Below are 18,090 nucleotides of genomic sequence, written 5' to 3' on the forward strand. Positions count from 1 at the left end.
CTCAGATGCTGGGCTGTTCGCGAGCAAGCTCGCTCCTACACGTCCAGGTCAGCCTCAGTGCGCCGGCTTGCGAATGGTTTTGAGCAGGTCTTCCGGGCTGATCTGCCCGACGATGTTGCTCACGCCTTCGCTGCCCGGTTGCGGCAGGCCGAGTATGTGGCCCTTGATCTTGCCGATCACGTGCATCTCGCACGGCTTGCAGTCGAACTTCAGGGTCAGCACTTCGTCGCCGTGGATCAGCTGCATCGGCTGCACCTTGGTGCGCACGCCGGTGACGCCCTTGGCCTGTTTCGGGCACAGGTTGAAGGAGAAGCGCAGGCAGTGCTTGGTAATCATCACCGGCACTTCGCCTGTCTCTTCGTGGGCCTCGTAGGCCGCGTCGATCAGCTGTACGCCGTGGCGGTGGTAAAACTCGCGGGCCTTCTCGTTGTAGACGTTGTACAGGAACGACAGGTGCGACTCCGGGTACACCGGCGGCGGGCTGGTTTCGGCCTTGCGGCCACCGCGCGGGTGGGCCTGCACGCGGGCTTCGGTGAGCGCTTCGATGGCTTCGCGGCGCAGCGACTTGAGCTGGGAGTTGGGGATGAAGAACGCCTGCGGGGCGTCCAGCTCGATCTGGTCGGCGTGGTACTGGGTGGTGCCCAGTTGGCCGAGCAGGTCGTGCAACTGGTCCAGCGCCTGTTCCGGCTTGTTGGCGGCGCCGAACGGGCCGTCCAGGGCGACGCTGGCGCTGACGCCTTCCTCGCTGGTAGCGGTCAGTTCCAGGCGCTCTTCGCGCAGTTTTGCGACCCACGACAGGCCGACGCGACGCTCGGCGGAGGTCTTCTGCAGCGCCTGCTGCCAGTTGTGGTCGAGGTTGCGTGACAGCGGGTGGTTCGGGCGCAGGCGGTAGAGTCCCTCGGGCATCTCGTTGGGCTCGACGCGGTAGCGGTAGCGCTTCTCGCCGTCCTCTTCGAATTCACCTTTCGGCTCGGCGATGTTGGCGCGGAAACCGACCACTTCGCGCTTGACCAGCACGTTGAGGCCGTCGCCGTTGGACAGCGGGTCCTTGGTCACCACCAGCAGGTCGCGCTTGCCGACTTTCTCCACGGTGCCCACCGGCAGGCCGGTGAAGGTCGGCGAGTCGAAGGCGCCGATGTCGATCTTGCGGTCGCTGACGAAGTAGTCGGTGCTGCCGCGGTGGAAGGTCTTGTCCGGGTCCGGCACGAAGAAGTGATCGGTGCGGCCGCTGGAGGCGCGGGCCAGGTCCGGGCGCTCGGCGAGAATGCCGTCAAGGCGCTGGCGGTAATAGGCGGTGATGTTCTTCACGTAGCCCATGTCCTTGTAGCGCCCTTCGATCTTGAAGGAGCGCACGCCGGCGTCCACCAGGGCGCTGAGGTTGGCGCTCTGGTTGTTGTCCTTCATCGACAGCAGGTGCTTCTCGAAGGCCACCACGCGGCCCTGGTCATCCTTCAGGGTGTAGGGCAGGCGGCACGCCTGGGAGCAGTCGCCGCGGTTGGCGCTGCGGCCGGTCTGGGCGTGGGAGATGTTGCACTGACCGGAGAAGGCCACGCACAGCGCGCCGTGGATGAAGAACTCGATGGCGGCATCGGTCTCGTCGGCGATGGCGCGGATTTCCTTGAGGTTCAGCTCACGGGCCAGCACCAGCTGGGAGAAGCCGGCCTGATCGAGGAACTTCGCCCGCTCCAGGGTGCGGATGTCGGTCTGGGTGCTGGCGTGCAGCTCGATCGGCGGGATGTCCAGCTCCATGATGCCCAGGTCCTGCACGATCAGCGCATCGACGCCGGCGTCGTAGAGCTGGTGGATCAGCGCGCGCGCCGGCTCCAGCTCGTTGTCGTGGAGGATGGTGTTGATCGTGGTGAACACCCGCGCGTGGTAGCGGTGGGCGAACTCCACCAGCTGGGCGATATCGCTCACCTCGTTGCAGGCATTGTGCCGCGCGCCGAAGCTCGGGCCACCGATGTAGACGGCGTCGGCGCCATGCAGGATGGCCTCGCGGGCGATATGCACATCGCGGGCAGGGCTGAGCAGTTCCAGATGGTGTTTGGGCAAGGACATGATTTCTTCTTTATCAGGCGTGCTTGTCAGGTATGACACGGGCAATCGCGCATTGTACCGGCCAAACGCCGCGCCGGCACCCGTGGCGTGCCGGGCGGCGTAACCCCCGGTCGTCCCGGCTGCCCCTGCAGGAGCGGGCCATGCCCGCGAACCGCGGACAACGTCCGCGCCAACCGCCGCTCCGATCCCATCGGCTAACCCTTTGTAGGATGGCGTGGAGCGCAGCGATACCCATCGCCCCGTGCACCGGCAGCATGGGTATCGCTGCGCTCCACCCATCCTACGTGCGTGCCAGCGGACTATGTCCGCGTTGTTTCGGCGCGGGCAGGCATGGCCAGTTCCTACGGGTCGCACCGCCAGCTCCGGCAATTCTGCAAGGCCCTTGAGATGCCCTTGCAGAACTGCAAAGTGACCCTGCAACCCTGTCTATTCCGCGCTTTGCGGGCATGGATCAAGATTCGTTCGTCCTCTCGGAACACCTCTCCCCACTTTCAAGGAACCGAATCATGAACGCCAAGAAATCCCTGCTCGCCGCCTCCCTCACCCTGGCTATCGGCAACGTCTTCGCCGCCGGCAATCCCACCGTCGAACACAACACCCAGGCCTTCCTCGAAGCCCTGGAAGCCGGCAAGGGCCAGCCCCTGGAAACCCTCTCGCCGAAAGATGCCCGCGCGGTGCTGACTGGCGCCCAGGCTTCGGTGAAGGTCGATCTCTCCGGCACCCAGGTCAGCGAGAAGACCGTGCAGACCGACGTCGGCCCGGTGAAGCTGACCATCGTCCGCCCGGCCGGCGTGAAGGGCACTCTGCCGGTGTTCATGTTCTTCCACGGCGGTGGCTGGGTGCTGGGTGACTACCCGACCCACGCCCGCCTGATCCACGACCTGGTGGTGAACTCCGGCGCGGTTGCTGTCTACGTCGATTACACCCCGTCCCCCGAGGCGCATTACCCGGTCGCGATCAACCAGGCCTACGCCGCGACCCAATGGGTCGCCGAACACGGCAAGGAGATCAACGTCGACGGCAAGCGCCTGGCTGTGGCCGGCAACAGTGTCGGCGGCAACATGGCAGCGGTAGTCGCGCTGATGGCCAAGGACAAGGGCACGCCCAAGCTGCGCTTCCAGGCGCTGCTGTGGCCGGTGACCGACGCCAGCTTCGAGACCGGCTCGTACAACCAGTTCGCCCAGGGACACTTCCTCACCAAGCCGATGATGCAGTGGTTCTGGGACAGCTACACCACCGACCCGAAACAGCGCGCCGAGATCTACGCATCGCCCCTGCGCGCCACCACCGACCAGCTCAAGGGCCTGCCGCCGACCCTGATCCAGACCGCCGAATCCGACGTGCTGCGTGACGAAGGTGAAGCCTACGGTCGCAAACTCGACGCCGCCGGTGTGGCTGTCACTTCCGTGCGCTACAACGGAATGATCCACGACTACGGTCTGCTCAACGTGGTGAGCAAGGTGCCCGCGGTACAGGCCGCCATGCGCCAGGCCGGTGAAGAGCTGAAGGTTCACCTGCAGTAAGCCGCTTATCCAACCAGCCGCTTTCCTCCCTCGCCGCCGGGCGGGGGAGGCCACTTCTCCGGAGGGAACCCCCTTGAGCCAGCCCACGCCGCAAGAATCCGTCACCCTGATCATCCGCCACCGCGCCCGCCCCGACAGCGTCGCCGCCTATGAAGCCATCCTGCGCGAACTGACCCGTGCCGCCAGCGAGTTCCCCGGCCACCTGGGCGTGGACGTGATGCGCCAGGGCGACCATTTCACCTCGGTCCTGCGCTTCGCCAGCGCCAATGAACTGCAGGCCTGGCTCGACTCGCCGCAGCGCCACGAGCTGATCGACCGCGCCAACCCGCACCTGATCGACGTCGAGCAGAAGGAACTGCACACCGCCCACGAATTCTGGTTCACCACCCCGGACACCCCCCACAAGCAGCCACCGCGCTGGAAGCAGGCGGCGATCTCCTACCTGGTGATCCTGCCGCTGGTGATGCTGGTGCCGCAGCTCTGGCGCCCGCTGTTCGCCCAGGTCCCGCTGCTGGGCGGCTTCGTCCCGGCCAACATGCTCATCGTCGCGACCATCGTCCTGCTGGTGGTCTACGTTTTCATGCCACGGGCCACGCGCCTGTTCTCCGCCTGGCTCAATGCCCGCTGATCGAAAGAGGAACATCGCCATGTACGCCGACCTGATCCTGACCAACGGCCGCTTCCACACCGTCGACCGCGAGAAACCCGAGGCCACCGCCGTGGCCATCGCCGACGGCAAGTTCATCGCCGTGGGCACGGAAGCCGAGGCCATGGCCTTCCGCGCCGGCGCCACCCGCGTCATCGACCTCAAGGGGCGCACCGCGATCCCCGGCCTCAACGACTCGCACCTGCACCTGATCCGTGGCGGGCTGAACTACAACCTCGAACTGCGCTGGGAAGGCGTGCCGTCCCTGGCCGACGCCCTGCGCCTGCTCAAGGAGCAGGCCCTGCGCACGCCGTCGCCGCAATGGGTGCGAGTGGTAGGCGGCTGGAACGAATTCCAGTTCGCCGAGAGGCGCATGCCGACCATCGAGGAGCTGAACCAGGCGGCGCCGGACACCCCCGTGTTCGTCCTGCACCTATACGACCGCGCGCTGCTCAACCGTGCCGCACTGCGCGTCGTCGGCTACACGAAAGACACGCCGAACCCGCCCGGCGGCGAGATCGTCCGCGACAGCAAGGGCGAGCCCACCGGCATGCTGGTGGCGCGGCCCAACGCGATGATCCTCTATGCGACCCTGGCCAAGGGGCCGAAGCTGCCGTTCGACTACCAGGTCAACTCCACCCGCCAGTTCATGCGCGAGCTGAACCGCCTGGGTGTCACCAGCGCCATCGACGCCGGCGGCGGCTTCCAGAACTACCCGGACGACTACCAGGTGATCGAACAGCTGGAGAAAGACAACCAGCTCACCGTGCGCATTGCCTACAACCTGTTCACCCAGAAACCCAAGGAAGAACTGGCCGACTTCAAGAACTGGACCAGCAGCGTCCAGTACGGGCAGGGCAGCGACTTCCTGCGGCACAACGGCGCCGGCGAGATGCTGGTGTTCTCCGCCGCCGACTTCGAGGACTTCCTCAAACCGCGCCCCGACCTGCCCGGCACCATGGAAGCCGAACTGGAGCCGGTGGTGCGCCACCTCGTCGAGCAGCGCTGGCCGTTCCGCCTGCACGCCACCTACGACGAATCCATCTCGCGGATGCTCGACGTGTTCGAGAAGGTCAATCGGGACATCCCGTTCAACGGCCTGCACTGGTTCTTCGACCACTGTGAAACCATCTCGCCGAAGAACATCGAGCGGGTGAGGGCGCTGGGCGGCGGCATCGCCATCCAGGACCGCATGGCGTTCCAGGGTGAATACTTCGTCGACCGCTATGGCAAACAGGCCGCCGAAGCCACGCCGCCGATCAAGCGCATGCTGGCCGAAGGCGTGCCCGTTGGCGCCGGTACCGACGCCACCCGTGTCTCCAGCTACAACCCCTGGACCTCGCTGTACTGGATGGTCAGCGGCAAGACCGTGGGCGGCATGGAGCTGTACCCGGAAGGACTGCCTCGCAGCACAGCGCTGGAGCTGTACACCCATGGCAGTGCGTGGTTCTCCAACGAGCAGGGCAAAAAGGGAATGCTCAAGGTCGGACAGATGGCCGACCTGGCGGTGCTCTCGGCGGACTACTTCAACGTGCCGGAGGAAGAGATCAAGGCCATCGAGTCAGTGCTGACCGTGGTGGACGGCCGCGTGGTGTTCGGCAGCGGCGACTTCGAACGCCAGGCGCCGAGCGCCATTCCGGTACTGCCGGACTGGTCGCCGGTAGCCAAGGTCCCCGGCCACTGGCGCCCGCAGGCGCCGCTGCAGAATGCCGTGCACCAGTGCGTCGGTTCCTGCGGCGTGCATGGCCACAGCCACGAACGCGCCCGCCAGTCGAGCGTGCCGGTGAGTGATTTTCAGGGCTTCTGGGGCGCATTCGGCTGCTCGTGCTTCGCCTTCTGACCCCACCAATGGCCCGCTCCTTGGAGGAGCGGGCCATGCCGCGACCTGCGGACAACGTCCGCGCTAATCGCCGCTGCATTTCCACCGACTGACTCTTTGTAGGATGGCGTGGAGCGCAGCGATACCCATCGATCCGCGCACCGACAGCATGGGTATCGCTTCGCTCCACCCATCCTACGTTTGCTCCAGTGGACTGCGTCCGCGTTGTTCCGGCGCGGGCTCTGTCGCAGGCATGGCCAGCTCCTACAGATTGGCTCCACGCTTCACTTGTAGGATGGGCGGGGGCGCCCAGCCCATGCCCGCGAACCGCGGACACCGTCCGCGCTAACCGCTGCGGCATTTCCACCGACGGACTCTTTGTAGGATGGCGTGGAGCGCAGCGATACCCATCGATCGGCGCACCATCAGCATGGGTATCGCTGCGCTCCACCCATCCTACGTGCGTGCCAGCGGACTGAGTCCGTGTTGTTCCGGCGCGGGGTCTGTCGCAGGCTTGGCCAGCTCCTGCAGGCTGACCATGCGCTTACCCTGATGCCCGCGCTCAGAACCCCACCAACTGCCCCACGGCCTGCGCCTGCGGGTCATCGCTGCGGCTCACCAGCGCATAGTTGTAGCCGCCCTGGCTCCAGTAGCGCGCCAGCAGGTCGCCATCCGTGCGCTGCCCCTGCGGCAACATCTCGTGGCGCGGGCCCGGCGGGCGGATGAAGAAGGTCAACCGCCGCCCCTGACCATCCTCGTAGATCACCAGCGCCGCCGCGCCCTGTTCGGTCGCGAGCAAGCGGGCGCCAACCGTCTTCAGGCCAACCTGCTCCAGCGCCGGCGGTGGCGGGGCGTCTTTCAGGTAGCGAGCCAGCCAGCCGCGCAGGTCGCCGCCATCACGCAAGTCCAGGCCGTTCTGGTTGGCATCGGCAAACAAGCGGTAAGCCTGCACCGCGTCCTGCATCGGCACCATGCCGCGCATCATCGCGTCGCCGCGCATCTGCCAGCCGCCCATGCCACCGACGCCCAGCGCCACCAGCAGGGCCGCCGCCGTGGCCAGGCGCGAGCGCCGCCGCTGCTGGATCTGCCGGCGAATACGCGCCGGATCGAGCTGCTCGGGCAGCGCACCACGGGCCTGCCCGGCAAAGGCCGCGCGCAGTTGCTGGGCGTCCTGCCGCCAGCCTTCCACGCGACGGGCGTCGCCCGGGTGGGCGGCCAGCCAGGCTTCCACCCATTGGCGGCGCGCCGGCTCCAGCTGATCGTCGATGTAGGCGTGCAGATCCTGTTCCTGGGGAGTGCCGTCGGGGATGCGTTCGTTCATTTCAGTACCCGCAAAGAAGGAGTCGCCGTCTGTCCTTCGCTCAACGCGCGCAGCGCCGTGCGGGCGCGCGACAGGCGGGACATGACGGTGCCCATGGGAATATCCAGTGCCTCGGCCACCTCGCGGTAGCTCAGGCCCTCGACGCTGACCAGCGTCAGCAACGCACGCTGCTCGGCGGGCAGGCGCTCGAAGGCCTCCAGCGTCGAGCGGGCGCTGACGATGTCCTCGGGCGATGCGCTCACCGCGCTGTCCGCACCGAACAGACTGAGCAGGCGCGCATAGCGTTTCGCCCGGCGCTGCCCGTCGATGAAGTGCCGGTAGAGGATCGAGAACAGCCAGGCGCGCAGGTCGCCGTCGTCGCGGCGGCCGGTCCAGGCCGACAGCGCCTTCTCCAGGGTCGCCTGGACCAGGTCGTCGGCGCTGCTCGCGCTGCGGGTCAGCGACAGCGCGAAGCGCCGCAGCCGAGGCAGCAGTTCGCGCAGTGAATGGTCGTCCAGTGAGTGCATCGGGGCGCCAGGAGTGGGTGGGTTCGAGCGAGAAAGACGAATACTGCGGCGATCTATTCCCTTCGCGGGAAAAAATAATTTATTCGCCATCGGCGGGAATAACCCGTCGCACGGTGCGTCGTACCGGCTCAACGCATTCAGCCTAAGCCTGAGGAGCTGGAAATGACAGAAACACCGCCCACCGCACCCAACGTGCCCCTGCGCCTGGCCGCCATCGGCGCCGTGGTGCTCGGCGTGGCCGCAGTCTTCGCCTACGTCGCCGGCTGGCTCGACCCGCAGCGGCTCACCCCGGCCAGCGTGATCAACACCCTGGAGCACAACGCCGGCGTCTACCCCGGCTACCGGCGCAACCACGCCAAGGGCCTGTGCGTGATCGGCCATTTCGACAGCAATGGCGGCGCTGTCGGCCTGTCCCGCGCCAGCCTGTTCTCCGTCGGCCGCGTACCGGTGGTAGGGCGCCTCGCCATCCCCGGCGGCAACCCCAAGGCCAGCGACGGCGCCGCGCCGATCCGCAGCCTGGCCCTGCGCTTCCAGCCGGCCGACGGCCAGGAATGGCGCACCGGTATGAACGCCATGCCGGTCTTCGTCGTGCGTGACGTTGCCAGCTTCTACGCCCTGCAACAGGCCACCGCGCCACAGCCGGGCACCGGCAAACCCGACCCGGAAAAGGCCGGCGCCTTCTTCAAGTCGCACCCCGAGACCCAGGCCTTCCTCAAGTGGGCCAAGTCCTCCACGCCGTCCTCCAGCTACGCCAACAGCGCTTACTACAGCCTCAACGCGTTCTATCTGGTGAACAAGGAAGGCAAGGAGCAGCCGGTGCGCTGGTCCGTGCAGCCCGAAGCGCCGGTCGAGCCGCTGTCCGCCGACAAGCGCGGCGACGCCGACTTCCTCGCCGCCGAACTGGCCCAGCGCATCGCTGCCGGCCCGCTGCGCTGGCGCCTGCAGTTCACCCTCGGCGAACCCGGCGACAGCACCGTCGACCCCACCCAGGCCTGGCCCGATAGCCGGCGCACCGTGGACGCCGGCGAACTGGTGATCGAGCGCCTGCAACCAGAAATCGGCGGCGACTGCCGCGACGTCAATTACGACCCGCTGATCCTCCCCGACGGCATCCGCGCCTCCGACGACCCACTGCTCAGCGCCCGCTCGGCCGCCTACTCGGAATCCTTCAACCGTCGTACCCGCGAGCAGGCCCAGGAGACCCACTGATGAAACCGACTTACTTCCCGCTCTCCCTGCGTGTGCTGCACTGGCTGATGGCCATGCTGGTGCTTGCCATGCTGCTGATCGGCCTGGGCATGGTCGCCAGCGTCTCACCGCGCCATGCCGCGCTGGTTGCCATCCACAAACCCCTGGGCGCGGCGCTGCTGGTACTCGTACTGCTGCGCATCGTTGTGCGCCTGACCCAGCGCATCCCCGCACTGCCCAGCGATATGCCCGGCTGGCAACGCAGCGCCGCGCACCTCTCGCACCTGGCGCTTTACGGCCTGCTGCTGGCGCAGCCGCTGGTGGGCTGGACCATGCAATCCGCCGGCGGCTACCCCGTGGTGCTCTGGGGCGGCCTCGAACTGCCCGCACTGGTCTCGCCCTCGGTGCAACTGCACACCCTCCTGCGCAGCGCCCACACCTTCATCGCCTACGCCTTGCTCGCGACCATCCTCCTGCACCTCGCCGCCGCGCTGTTCCACGGGCTCATCCGCCGCGACGAAGTCCTCTCGAGCATGACCGGCGCACCCATGCCGCGCAGCTCCAGCGGGGACCGGCCATGAAGCGCTTGTTCGCTGCCGCCTGCCTATTCACCTCCTGCGCGGCCGTCGCCGCGCAGGACGTTCCTCCGGTGCAGGACTACCACTACGGCCAGAAACTCGACATCAAGCGCGTGGTGCAACAGCCGGACCTGGATTTCTGCGGAATTCGCGAGGTGGAGATGACCTACGAGGACAGCACCGGGCAGCGGCATACGCTGCGGTATCCGGTTTGGGGGCAGGGGTGTGGGAATGAGAATTGAGGGAGAAAACTGAGCGTTGGGGCAGGTGCCATCTTATTGCGCCTGCTCCGCTCACATATTGATATTAAGGTGTTTAGAAAAATCTGAAGAAGGTTTCACGCCGGATGGAAGAGGCTTATCAAGAGGGTTCAGGTTCGCACGAACTCGAAGCGCCAGGCTCAAGTTTGAATACGGGGCTTGGATCAAAATTATCGGCATCACCATAATAAGTTGAGTATGTTTTGTATCCGCTTGCCTCAATGCACCAGTTCCAGAAGTAAAACTCTGCACCATGCAGTCCGATTGCTTCGATGCGAAAATCTTTGATCTTGAAAAATCTCGCGACCCCATTGTTAGTGATCGAGATGGTTCTGAATTTTTCAAAGCGATAAGGGTAAGCTCTGCTAATGAGACTGACCTTCGCTCCTGAGATCGGCTCCCCATCTTGGTCAAGCACATGAGCCTCGGCGTAAGGCTGTAGTGTCTTTTATGTTGGGTATGGAATGCAGCCAGAAATATAAATAAATATAACTAGAAGGCTGGGTCTCATTGGTCTGTGCTTATAAAGATCGAGCGGCATGCTGATTGCTGTCTCCCAGTGCTGCGCGGATACATGATTGGGTGGCTGAAAGGCTGCGGTTCTGAGGGGTCAATTCTTCCTGCTGTTTGTGTTCGGGCTGGTTACGGCTTCAGGAGGTCTTGGGAGGTTAACAATTTGGCGATTTTTCTTGTTGGGAAGCTTGTTTGAAGGTGATGGTGTTTCCCTGTTTTCTTTATGTGTAGAGTATTTATAAATTAGATATCTCTTGGATGTCTCCCGAAAGTCGCTTGGGACTACTACTGAGAAATATTTTTCCCCTAGGTAAATTTTAGATGCGGGCGATCTTTCATATGTGTCGAGTCTTTGTAGTGACCTAAGTTTCGAGTCATAACGAAAAATTATCCCTTGGATGAAGTTGGATGAAAACTCTCCGGAGATAAATAGTATCTTTTCTGGGTGGCCGAGGCAGCTAGCTGTTACATCTGAGCCTCTAGAGAGTTGTATGGCATCTTCTGGCGTATTTTCTTTACCTGAGTAGATTGGTGAGTCAATGCTGTTGGGGAGCTTGATGCTATATAGCTTTGTACTTTCTATCGGCAGACTTTCAGTTATGGTTATATCGTATGAAGGAGGATTTCCCAAGCGGCAAGTGATTTTCTCTAAATCATCTCCCTCTGCGCTGAAAGGGAGGGTCATTGCTGCTAATAGAAATATATTTCTCAATTTACCATGTCCTGCAATATCTTCATGTCATTCGGTCTCGACTTTAGTAGTTGTGCTGCGGATTTTATTTTTCTGTAGTATATTCCATTGCTCAGTCCACGATATTTTTTGTATGCTTCTTCGATTGGGGTTGATGCGTTTCGTTGCCGTTGTTGGTTGATAAGTATTTGAAGGTACTCAGTTCCTGTTTGTATGTTTTTAGCTTCGTCCCAAAGCGCCTCGCCAGCATGGTAGCGGTCTGCTTCAATGTATATTTCAGATTCTGCTCTTCTTTGCGATCTTGGTTTTTCAAGCTCTCGAAGTCGATAAAGCTCGCGAATGGGGGCTCGTAGTAATTGCATTAGCCCTTTGGCCGTGCTTGAATCGGCAGCAGCTCTTGGATTGAACCGAGACTCCATATATATCTGGCAAATTATCGTATCTGTATCTATCTCGGATTTATTGTTGTCGTTGACTAGCTTCCTGATTTCTTTGAGCCTGGAGGAGGTGTCTACGGGGATAACTGTGGGTGATGTAGTTTGCCCGCGAGATGTCGTGGTCGTGTGAGTTCTTAAGGTTCTTCCTGATGTGCTCATTTAAACGTCCCAGTTATGATCGATTGGTCTGTGATTTTCGTAGATATGGATGGTTATTTCCTCCTTTTGGCTCGTGTGTATTATCTGTGTTTTTCCGTCAATTCCAGTTATTCCGGATACTTCTATCCCGGATTTTGTGATTATTTTATATTTTGTGTTGGTAAGTGGTGCGCCCGACGCTTCATCGGTAATTAGGAACTGCTGGGTGAATGTTTGACTCTCAGAGGAAGGGGATATTGAGAGTGAATTTTTCTCGGCTTTTGGCGTTGATCCGTGACTGCTGGATGAAAGCTCCCCCAACGGCGCAATAATCCGATTGCTCCCAATCGGACAACTACAGCTCACCAAGTGCCCATCTAGTGCAATCGGCTTCCCAAGCAAGTTGAAGCGAGATTCCCCCTCCACAACGACACCTGTCTTTCCGCATTTTGGACATACGGTTGTCGGATCGCCCCTACGTACCATTCCTCGGCGATCTGTTGTGGCATTGGAAGGAATCGTGCTGATCAGGCTTGCGCCAGTGGTCGTCCAGTCACCGTTCAGCGCTTGGCCGCGACCGAAAATTTGCGGGCGTCTCATAACCTGGCCTCGCCATCCACGGGGGCGTCCCCGGATGTTTTGCGGAGTTGGAGGCTGTGCGGAGCTGCGAATTGAGTCATGTCGTTCTCCTGAATCGACGGGCGTAGGCTTCCTCATCGGTAGGAAGCCAAATGGATACCGGACGCTATCAAGGAGAACTGTGGGCAGGGTGTCGGAAACAGCCGAGAGGGCTGTATGCGATTGCCAGAGCTGGCAGAGGAGATTTGACGGGGAGACGTTGAACGGGGTGTAGGAGCAGAGTAGGGAGTGGGCCTGATCAGGAGGAAGGTGTCTTCGATGTGATGGGCGAAGCTCCTTGCACACGCCTTATCATCCGAATCTTCCACACCGTCTCCACAAACGGCATAACGACCAGGCTCCACAGCGAAGAATACTTCTCGTCATCCTGCTCCCCGGCGCCGAACTGGATCGGCTCCGGCGCGCGCTGGGTGACGTAGAGCGTGCCGAACATCCAGTCCCACAGCGACAGGTTGATGCCGAAGTTCTTGTTGAAGTGGCGGGGCGCGTCGCTGTGGTGGATCTGGTGCTGGGCGGGACTGTTCAGCACATGCTCGATTACCGGCCCGAACGACAGCCACACGTGGCTGTGGCGCAGGTTGGTCGCCAGCACGTTGAACAGCAGGATCATGTAGGTCACGCCGAACAGCGTGTAGGCGCTGATCTCTCCGCCGCAGAGGTACCAGAAGGCGCCGGCATAGGCGCCTAGGGCGAAGGCGCCGGCCAGCTGCGCCGCCAGCTTCTCCACGAAGTGCACGCGGCTCGCGGTGATCGGCGTCAGCACCGCCGCCGAGTGATGCACCTTGTGGAACGCCCACAGCCAGCGTGAATGGAAGGCGCGGTGTACCCAGTAGTTCTTGAAGTCGCTGACCAGGAACACCCCCAGCCCGTAGAGAAGCGACAGGCCGAGGTTCGTCCCCACCTGCGGCCGCGCGCCCCAGAGATTGGTGAAGAAGGCGATGTAGTCGCCCGAACGCAGGATGTAGGGATCGACCAGCCCGACGATGGGCACCAGCAACGCCACATTGAGGATGCCGCGCACCAGGTAGTAGCGGTAATCCAGCAGCGCCGAGCGATGCAGGTTCACCCGGCTACCACCAATGAACTGCCAGAACGACGCCGCCTGCGTCAGCCCGCGCTGCCGGCGGAAGCGGAACAATGCGTAGGCGATGGCGTAGGAGCACAGCAGGAACACCACGCCGACGCGGCCGCTGAGGTCGAACAGGCCGGCGACCTGATGGGTGATGGGGTTGATCACCCACTCGGTGAAGTGGCGGTGGAGGTGCGAGAGGTCAGGCATGGGCGCTGGCGCCGGGAGTCAGGTGAACAGGCTTGTACTTCGAGTGATCACCCACGGCGCTGAGGCGCTGGCGACTCATGGGAAGTCACGCGTTCGCTCAGCATGGAACCTGGGGGATCACGCTGTCAAAGTCCAGCGGTGCCGGGGCGGGGCAATTCGACAGGGGGTCGTCAGCAGCCTGATGTGCGGAGGCGACTGGATTGGCCTGAAGCGGGGCATCGATGAAGTGGGGTGACGCCCGCACGGTGCATTAAGCCGGGGCGCAACCTTGAGGGAGTCGGCAAAGGAGCGACATCCGCGAAGCTGCAGGTTCCGCGCGAAGGGCAGGGTGAAGACGTTTGCCAGTCAGCAACGAGCCGCGTGGTTGACGGCTCAGGCTGCTGTCGCCAATGGCTGCTGCTGTCGATCCAGCGTTTCCTGGAGTTCAGCCACTGAATCCAGGACTCGCTGCGCCCAGCGATCATCGTCCGGACGCACGACAACGACGCGGAAGCCGTGGTCATGGCCTTCGCTCTTCACGCCTTCGGAATCATCGACATGCAGGTCGATATCGAATGCCGGCGGAAGTTTCGAGGGGGCGTTCGCCAGCCCGCGCTCGGTCAGCGCCTGGTTGTGCCGAACGCTGTTGACCACGCCATCGACGTGGATGCCGTACAGCAGCAGCCAGCGCCTGATATAGGAGGGTGTGCGGCCGGAGGACGTGTAGACCCAGATGCTGCAGCCCTGGCGGCGCAGTTCCCGGGTCAGGGAGCGGGTGCCGATACGCAGCGGTTCGCCAAGCCAGCGATGAATGAACACCGGGAGCCTGCTGGGTTCGACGTCGCTGTGGTGGGGGAGGCAGGCCAGGGTGTCATCGATATCGAACGAAATCCGTATGCGCGGGCGTCCGAAGCGGTAAGGCGCAAGGGAACCCTTCATGGCGTCCCACAGCTGATCCTTGATGGCCAGGCAGGTGGCGAGCATGGGTTGCGTACTCATCAGGCACCTCCCTGACAGGCGGAGGCGTGCTTCTCGCCAAGGAAAAAACGGTCCGGATCCGGTGAATGATCTTCGAGGAAGGCGGCGTACTTTTTCTTGATCTTGGGCAATTCGAATAGCGCCTTTACGCCATGCTTGGCGGAGTTGCGGATGACCGATGACGGGTTGTAGTAACCCTTGGCGTTGTCCAGGGTCAGCACGAACGGCGGCAGCCCGGCGCGTATCAGCAGATAGCTGACGATCAGCGAGCCGCTGCGATGGTTACCTTCGATGAACAATTGCGGTTTGCTCAGAATCCGCACATAGACACCGGCAGCGCGCTTCCACACCGATTCGCTGTGATACGCGCAGTACCAGTTGTACAGGTCCTTGATGCCGCCTTCGACGTTGTTGAAGAAGTGCGCCTCGGTGGCCGCCAGGTGCGGCGCGAATTCCAGCCGACGGGCAGGGTCGCGGCCGCAAAGCACGGTGGCGTTGATCTCCAGCATCAGGTTCACCTGCTGCAGATCGAACAGGTCGACGCCCCGTGCGACGTAGTCGTCGATCAAGGCGTAACCTTCCAGCACGTTGTGCAGCACTTCATCGGTGAACGGATCACGCGGCTCGGTAAAGCACTGGCTGAGCTCGCCGAAACGGCCTTGCACCTCACGCAGCGCACGTTCAATCGCTCGCAGATCAAGACGGCGCGTGGCAGGCATGGGCAACCCTGACAAAGAGGTGTGTGGCTTCATACGATGCAGGTTCGACTCAGCTGAACTTGCCGCTGATGTAGTCCTCGGTCATTTTTTCCCGCGGGCTTTCGAAGATCTGCTTCGTCGCGCCCATTTCGACCAGGTAGCCCGTGCGGGTGCCCTGGGAAATGTCCACCGAGAAGAACGCCGTCGTGTCAGCGACACGGATGGCCTGCTGCATGTTGTGGGTGACCAGCGCGATGGTGTAGTCCTTCTTCAGCTCGACCATCAGCTCCTCGACACGGCGGGTAGCGATCGGGTCGAGTGCCGAGCACGGCTCGTCCAGCAACAGGACTTCCGGCTCGGTGGCGATGGCGCGAGCGATGCACAGGCGTTGCTGCTGGCCACCGGAGAGCGACAGGCCGCTCACCTTCAGCTTGTCCTTCACTTCATCCCACAGCGCGGCGCCCTGCAGGGCATGCTTGACCCGGTCGCCGATGTCGCCCTTGTAGCGATTGAGGCGCAGGCCAAACGCGACGTTGTCGAAGATGCTCATCGAAAACGGGTTCGGCTGCTGGAACACCATGCCGATGTAGCGGCGCACCACGACAGGGTCCACGCCCTTGCCGTAGACGTCCTGCCCGAGGAAATGCACATGGCCCTCGAAGCGGAAGCCGCGCACCAGATCGTTCATCCGGTTCAGGCTGCGTAGCACGGTGCTCTTGCCGCAGCCGGAAGGGCCGATGAAACCGGTGATCTTGTTCTTTTCGATCGGCACGTGGCTGTCACGTACCGCCATGAAATTGCCGTAGAAAATCTTGTCCAGTTTGCAGTCCATGACCACCTGGGTCTCGGCGCCAACCGGGGCAACTTTCTGTGCAGTAGCTGTGTTCACGATTCGGATGCTCCGTATCTCAAAACTTGGGCTTGCCAAAAATGCGGCTGATGACGTTCACGATCAGCACGATCATCACCAGCACCAGCGATGCGGCCCACGCGAGCTCGAGCTGGTTGTCGAAGGGCATGCCGGAGAAGTTGTAGATCAGCACGGAAAGCGAGGCCGTGGGGTTCATCACGGCCAGGCTGCCGTCGTGGTAGATCCAGTAGTTGCTGAACAGCGCGGTGAACAGCAACGGCGCGGTCTCGCCAGCGGCGCGCGCCACGGCCAGCATGACGCCGGTGAGGATCGCCGGCAGGCCGGTGGGCAGTACGATCTTCCAGATGACCTGTGCGCGGGTGCAGCCCATGCCGTAGGCAGCATCCTTCATGATCTTGGGCACCATCTTCATCGACTCTTCGGCCGTGAGCACGACGATCGGCAGCATCAGCACGGCCAGTGCCACGCCACCCGCCGGTGCCGAGTAGGTGCCGGTGGTCATCACCACCAGGGCGTAGGCGAAGACGCCGGCCAGGATGGAGGGGAGGCCGGTGAGCGTCTTGGCGGCAAAGCGCGCGGCGCTCGCCAGTTTGCTGTCCGGCCCCAGTTCAGCCAGGAAGACGGCTGCCATGATGCCAACCGGAACGGCAATGGCGGCGGCGATACCGACCATGACGAAGGTGCCGGCCAGCGCGTTGCCGAAGCCGCCGCCCGTCTCGAAGCCGGTCGGTGGAAGTTCGGTGAATACCTCCAGGCTCAGGCGCGCACCACCACGGGTGATCAGCATGTAGAGCACGGAGATCAGCGGCACGCTGGCCAGCAGCGCGCCCAGCCAGACCAGCGTGGTCAGCACCAGGCTGCGCAGGGCGCGGCCCTCAAGCTTGCGCTGCAGGCTCGGCAGGGCAGAAACGGTGGGAGTGAGGCTGGTCATTACTTGGTCCCCCGCTGGGCGTAAAGCATGATCATGGAGCCGAGCACGTTCACGATCAGCGTGATGAACATCAGCACCAGTGCGGCATACATCAGCACTTCAACCTCGTTCGGCCCGGCTTCGGGGAAGTTCAGCGCCAGCAAGGCGGCCAGCGTGTTGGCCGGTGCGAACAGCGACAGGGAAATGGTGTTCGCATTGCCGACCAGCATGGCCAGGGCCATGGTTTCACCCAGTGCGCGGCCCAGGCCCAGGACCAGGGAGCCGAAGATGCCGGTGGCCGCGGAGGGCACCATCACCTTGAGGATCGCTTCCCAATGGGTGGTGCCCATGCCGTAGGCGGCCTGCTTGGTCTTCATCGGCACGCTGGCGAGAGCGTCCTGCGAGACCGCCGCAATGGTGGGCAGAATCATGATGGCGAGCACCAGAGAGGCGGGCAGCAAGCCTGGCCCGCTCAACGATGTGCCGAAAAAGGGTATCCAGCCGAGTTCGCTGTTCAACCACGCCGTCAGCGGGCGAATGGCCGGGATCACCACGTAGATCCCCCACAGGCCGTAAACGACGCTGGGGATCGCGGCGAGCAGTTCGACGATGGTACGGAACACCGCCGCAAGCCTGGCGGGGAGGAAATCCTGGGTCAGGAAGATCGCCATGCTGACGCCGAACAGGCCTGCGATCAGCAGAGCGATCAGTGCGCTGTAGAGCGTGCCCCAGATGGCCGGCAGAATGCCGTACTTGCCCTGGTTGACGTCCCAGACCGAACCCAGGAGAACGTCCAGGCCATGTTTCTCCATGCCCGGAAAGGCCTTGCGACCGACTTCGAACACGAGGGCAACGACCAGCACCAGAATCAGGACCACACCCAGGCGTGCAATGGCACGGAAGGTCCGGTCAACCAGGAAATCCTTCGCGGATGGCGGTTGGCAGGCAGAGTCCGGATTTACCGGTACGACAAAAGGTTGGGTCATGGGAGAGTTCCGGAACAGGTGGAAATCTCATCCGGCGTGGCCGACAGCCCCCGCCGGATGAAGACTCGCAGG

19 protein-coding genes are annotated in these 18,090 nt (G+C 62.7%); 6 read left to right on the plus strand and 13 right to left on the minus strand.

Annotated elements, in window-relative coordinates; translation table 11 throughout:
- Nucleotides 1-54: 54 nt before the first annotated feature.
- On the minus strand, nt 55-2,058 hold the full coding sequence (locus IB273_RS04160; RefSeq protein ID WP_081520546.1) for a peptidase U32 family protein: 2,004 nt from the start codon (nt 2,056-2,058) through the stop codon (nt 55-57).
- A gap of 506 nt (nt 2,059-2,564) precedes the next feature.
- Here IB273_RS04160 and IB273_RS04165 point away from each other — a divergent pair.
- The 3 genes from IB273_RS04165 to IB273_RS04175 all read left to right on the plus strand — a co-directional run bounded on the left by IB273_RS04165 (nt 2,565) and on the right by IB273_RS04175 (nt 6,067).
- Nucleotides 2,565-3,581, plus strand: coding sequence for an alpha/beta hydrolase (locus tag IB273_RS04165; RefSeq protein WP_081520545.1), 1,017 nt, complete (start codon nt 2,565-2,567; stop codon nt 3,579-3,581).
- Nucleotides 3,582-3,654: 73 nt separating this feature from the next.
- Complete coding sequence (locus tag IB273_RS04170) at nt 3,655-4,209, plus strand: antibiotic biosynthesis monooxygenase (RefSeq protein ID WP_081520544.1); 555 nt, start codon at nt 3,655-3,657, stop codon at nt 4,207-4,209.
- Nucleotides 4,210-4,228: 19 nt separating this feature from the next.
- Nucleotides 4,229-6,067 carry an amidohydrolase gene (locus tag IB273_RS04175; RefSeq protein ID WP_192223324.1) on the plus strand — a complete coding sequence of 613 codons (1,839 nt, stop codon included), beginning with the start codon at nt 4,229-4,231 and terminating at the stop codon, nt 6,065-6,067.
- Between the two features lie 541 nt (nt 6,068-6,608).
- On the opposite strand, the gene IB273_RS04180 is transcribed toward IB273_RS04175, so the two are convergent.
- A complete protein-coding gene (locus tag IB273_RS04180) occupies nt 6,609-7,367 on the minus strand; it encodes an anti-sigma factor family protein (protein WP_192223325.1) in 759 nt (252 codons plus the stop codon).
- Nucleotides 7,364-7,873, minus strand: a complete 510-nt coding sequence (locus tag IB273_RS04185) for a sigma-70 family RNA polymerase sigma factor (RefSeq protein ID WP_192223326.1) — start codon at nt 7,871-7,873, stop codon at nt 7,364-7,366. Before IB273_RS04185 ends, IB273_RS04180 begins: the two co-directional genes overlap by 4 nt.
- Before the next feature lie 162 nt (nt 7,874-8,035).
- Between IB273_RS04185 and IB273_RS04190 the strand changes: the two genes are divergently transcribed.
- From IB273_RS04190 to IB273_RS04200, 3 genes are read left to right on the plus strand one after another with little or no spacing between them, the layout of a single operon-like run.
- Nucleotides 8,036-9,082 (plus strand): catalase family peroxidase, encoded by a 1,047-nt coding sequence (locus tag IB273_RS04190; protein ID WP_192223327.1) that lies wholly within the window; start codon nt 8,036-8,038, stop codon nt 9,080-9,082.
- Nucleotides 9,082-9,642 carry a cytochrome b gene (locus IB273_RS04195; RefSeq protein ID WP_225610074.1) on the plus strand — a complete coding sequence of 187 codons (561 nt, stop codon included), beginning with the start codon at nt 9,082-9,084 and terminating at the stop codon, nt 9,640-9,642. Before IB273_RS04190 ends, IB273_RS04195 begins: the two co-directional genes overlap by 1 nt.
- Nucleotides 9,639-9,881: a DUF2790 domain-containing protein gene (locus IB273_RS04200; protein WP_192223328.1), complete on the plus strand. Its 243-nt coding sequence runs from the start codon at nt 9,639-9,641 to the stop codon at nt 9,879-9,881. Before IB273_RS04195 ends, IB273_RS04200 begins: the two co-directional genes overlap by 4 nt.
- Before the next feature lie 118 nt (nt 9,882-9,999).
- Here IB273_RS04200 and IB273_RS04205 read toward each other — a convergent pair whose 3' ends face one another.
- The 10 genes from IB273_RS04205 to pstC all read right to left on the minus strand — a co-directional run bounded on the left by IB273_RS04205 (nt 10,000) and on the right by pstC (nt 18,018).
- Nucleotides 10,000-10,317: a hypothetical protein gene (locus IB273_RS04205; protein ID WP_192223329.1), complete on the minus strand. Its 318-nt coding sequence runs from the start codon at nt 10,315-10,317 to the stop codon at nt 10,000-10,002.
- A gap of 192 nt (nt 10,318-10,509) precedes the next feature.
- Nucleotides 10,510-11,097 carry a hypothetical protein gene (locus IB273_RS04210; protein ID WP_192223330.1) on the minus strand — a complete coding sequence of 196 codons (588 nt, stop codon included), beginning with the start codon at nt 11,095-11,097 and terminating at the stop codon, nt 10,510-10,512.
- A gap of 23 nt (nt 11,098-11,120) precedes the next feature.
- Nucleotides 11,121-11,699 carry a transglycosylase SLT domain-containing protein gene (locus IB273_RS04215; RefSeq protein WP_192223331.1) on the minus strand — a complete coding sequence of 193 codons (579 nt, stop codon included), beginning with the start codon at nt 11,697-11,699 and terminating at the stop codon, nt 11,121-11,123.
- The gene (locus IB273_RS31835; RefSeq protein WP_412548059.1) at nt 11,700-12,395 is read right to left on the minus strand and encodes a PAAR domain-containing protein; all 696 of its coding nucleotides are present in this window, start codon (nt 12,393-12,395) and stop codon (nt 11,700-11,702) included.
- A 160-nt stretch (nt 12,396-12,555) separates the two neighbouring features.
- A complete protein-coding gene (locus tag IB273_RS04225) occupies nt 12,556-13,596 on the minus strand; it encodes a sterol desaturase family protein (RefSeq protein WP_192223333.1) in 1,041 nt (346 codons plus the stop codon).
- A gap of 372 nt (nt 13,597-13,968) precedes the next feature.
- Nucleotides 13,969-14,514: a hypothetical protein gene (locus IB273_RS04230; RefSeq protein ID WP_192210804.1), complete on the minus strand. Its 546-nt coding sequence runs from the start codon at nt 14,512-14,514 to the stop codon at nt 13,969-13,971.
- Nucleotides 14,515-14,573: 59 nt separating this feature from the next.
- Complete coding sequence (locus IB273_RS04235; protein ID WP_081519721.1) at nt 14,574-15,272, minus strand: hypothetical protein; 699 nt, start codon at nt 15,270-15,272, stop codon at nt 14,574-14,576.
- 49 nt (nt 15,273-15,321) lie between these two features.
- Complete coding sequence (gene pstB / locus IB273_RS04240; protein WP_054911197.1) at nt 15,322-16,083, minus strand: phosphate ABC transporter ATP-binding protein PstB; 762 nt, start codon at nt 16,081-16,083, stop codon at nt 15,322-15,324.
- A 76-nt stretch (nt 16,084-16,159) separates the two neighbouring features.
- On the minus strand, nt 16,160-17,053 hold the full coding sequence (gene pstA, locus IB273_RS04245; protein WP_081519723.1) for a phosphate ABC transporter permease PstA: 894 nt from the start codon (nt 17,051-17,053) through the stop codon (nt 16,160-16,162).
- The gene (gene pstC / locus IB273_RS04250) at nt 17,053-18,018 is read right to left on the minus strand and encodes a phosphate ABC transporter permease subunit PstC (protein WP_081519724.1); all 966 of its coding nucleotides are present in this window, start codon (nt 18,016-18,018) and stop codon (nt 17,053-17,055) included. Before pstC ends, pstA begins: the two co-directional genes overlap by 1 nt.
- Nucleotides 18,019-18,090 lie beyond the last annotated feature (72 nt).

The organism is Pseudomonas sp. PDM19 (genome assembly GCF_014852215.1).
In the GTDB taxonomy this organism is placed as follows: Bacteria; Pseudomonadota; Gammaproteobacteria; order Pseudomonadales; family Pseudomonadaceae; genus Pseudomonas.